1 protein-coding gene and 1 pseudogene are annotated in these 2,492 nt (G+C 77.9%); both read right to left on the minus strand.

Features of this window, described 5'->3' with window-relative positions:
* Positions 1–43: 43 nt before the first annotated feature.
* Complete coding sequence (locus ACFV0G_RS32975; protein ID WP_380555949.1) at positions 44–1,621, minus strand: DUF4190 domain-containing protein; 1,578 nt, start codon at positions 1,619–1,621, stop codon at positions 44–46.
* 115 nt (positions 1,622–1,736) lie between these two features.
* Positions 1,737–2,492: pseudogene (locus ACFV0G_RS32980) on the minus strand (ABC transporter permease); the annotation flags it as partial.

Raw genomic sequence — 2,492 nt, forward strand, 5'->3', positions numbered from 1 at the left:
GGCGCGGACTGAGCCGCGCCGGGCAGCGGGCGCCGTCCCGGGGTCAGACCCGGACCGCCGCACGGCGGTCGCCGCCCGGGGCCAGCACGGGCGCCGGGCTGTTCGTCCGGGCGCCGCCCGTGCCGTCCGATCCCCCGGAGTCCGAGCCGTTCACCCGGCTGTCGTCGGTGCCGAGGTGCAGTGCGGCCCGCACCGCCTTCGGCCGGTCGAAGCCCAGGTACTCCTCGGCCGCGGCGAGCTCGTGCTGCAGGGTCTTGGCGTCCTTGGCGTCCTTGGCCGCGGCCAGGTGCGGCAGGGACCGGTTCAGCTCGTCGACCAGGTCCCGGACCGGCCGGGAGGCGACGCCGCCCCAGGTGTGGGCGGTCAGCTCGCCGATCTCGTGGTGGACACCGTCGGCGAGGGTGCCGGCCCAGGCCCGGTAGGCGGCCGGGTCGTCGGCGGGCTCCGTCCCGGGCTGCACGACGAAGGCCTGGTCCACGTGGTGCTCGGCACCGAGGTAGGCCATCTGGTCGGCGTCGAAGGACGCGAGGTCCTGCGCGAGCGATCCGGTCGCGTCGGCGGTCGTGTCGGTGAGGAAGCAGGTCGAGTTGTGGCCTGCGCCCTGCCCGGCCCAGCTGTGCTCGTCGGGGTAGAAGAAGTGCACCTCGACGGCGGCCGGCAGCTTCCAGCCGTCCGGGGCGTAGCCGAGCAGGGCGTCGTTGCAGCCCTTCGTCGCGTCGGCGATCACCGCGTCCTTGCCCGGGTACGACTGCGCGTTCGAGTACGCGTTGTCGAAGACCTCGCCGTAGTGCGGCTGGGCGCAGTCGACGGGCCGGACCACGGTGACGCTCGCGGTGCCGGCGCCCGGGGGCTTGACGAAGCACTCGCCCTTGGAGAGCACGAAGACGCTCTCGGTGTCCGAGTGGGTCCCGCCCGACCCGGAGCCGGACCCGGAGCCGGACGAGCCGGAACCGTACCCGTAGTCCTCGCCGCTGTACGGGCCGCCGTCGGAGGTGGCCAGCGCGATCACCATGACGACCGCCAGGACGAGCGCCCAGACGCCGCCCAGGGTGATGCCGGCGATCGCCAGTCCCCGGCCGCGCTCGCGGCGCAGGCGGGTCTCGCGCAGGGCGGCCACGCCGAAGCCGATCGCCCCGATCCACAGGCAGCAGGCGCCGCCGATGATGCCGAGCACCAGCGAGGTGATGGCGTAGCCGTTCCAGGGGGGCACGCCCGTCCCGACCGGGGTCTGCCAGGGCTGCTGTCCGGGCAGCGCGTGCGGCGCCCCGGCGCCCCAGCCCTGGGCGCCGTACGGGGCGAACGCACCCGGCGGGACGGCGCCGGGCGGCGGCACCGCCCCGGGCGGGCCCCAGGGCGCGGTGGGCGCCCCGGCGTACCCGCCGTACGGGTTCGGCGGTGCGTCCGCGGGCGGCGGGGCGAAGGCCCGGGCGAGGGCCTCGTCCCGGTCGGCCGGTCCGGCCGGGGGCGGGACCGGCCCGGGTGCGGCGGACCAGGGTTCGGTGGGCGGGGCGGCGTACGGGTTCGGCGGCACGTCCCCCGGCGGCGGGGCGAAGGCGCGGGCGAGGGCGGCGTCCCGGTCGGCCGAGCCGTCCGGCGGGGGGACGTCCTGTGCGGACGGCATGTGAGGGCTCCCTGAGCACGGTGCAACGCCGGACGGGTTCGTTCGACGGCGGCGCGAATATAGCGGATCACCCGGACGCCCGTCCGAGGATTTCGGCCCGGACGCCGCCGCCCGGTCAGCCGATGTCGCGCCGGCGCAGCCCCGCGAGGCCGGCCGCGGCGCACCCGGCGGCCAGCACCGTCGTCCACAGCAGCGGGGCGGCGGCCACCTCGCCGCCCGGCAGGTGCGGCACGTGGGAGAACGGGGAGAGGTCCAGCACCGCACGGGGCAGTTGCAGCACCGGGCCCAGCCAGGAGACCAGCACGAACGCCCCCAGCACCCCCCAGCCGGCCGCCGTCCGCTCCGGCGCCAGCCCGAAGAGCGCCGCCGCGACCGCCGCGGTCAGCCACACGGCGGGCAGCTGCACCAGCGCCGCGGGCAGCAGCCGGCCGACCGCCGCCCCCGGCCCGCCCAGTGCGGCTCCCTCACCGAGCCCGACCGCGACGCCCGCGCAGGCCAGCAGCACGACCGGGCCGAGCAGGGCGTACAGCAGGTGGCCGGCGGCCCAGCCGAGGCGGCCGACCGCGGTGGCGAGCACCGGCTCCGCCCGCCCGGAGGTCTCCTCGGCGCGCAGCCGCAGCACGGCCTGCACCGCGTACCCGGCGGCCGCCATCCCGAACAGGCTCATCAGGGTGGCCGAGTAGGCGTCCAGGACGCCCTGCCGGCCGCCGAGGCGCGCCACCACCGCGGCGACCTGCGCATTGCCGCCGACCAGGTCGACCACGCCCTTGGCGACGCCGCCGAAGACCGCGCCGGCGACCGCGAAGCCGGCCGCCCAGCCGGCCAGGCCGGCGCGCTGCAGCCGGCGGGCGAGGGCCGCCGCCGTGCGAAG

It is taken from the genome of Kitasatospora sp. NPDC059571, from assembly GCF_042735675.1.
Lineage (GTDB): Bacteria > Actinomycetota > Actinomycetes > Streptomycetales > Streptomycetaceae > Kitasatospora.

Bases quoted from the DNA above. Each gene is read 5' to 3' on its own strand.
- ACFV0G_RS32975 (WP_380555949.1), bottom strand. From the start codon at position 1,621: ATGCCGTCCGCACAGGACGTCCCCCCGCCGGACGGCTCGGCCGACCGG.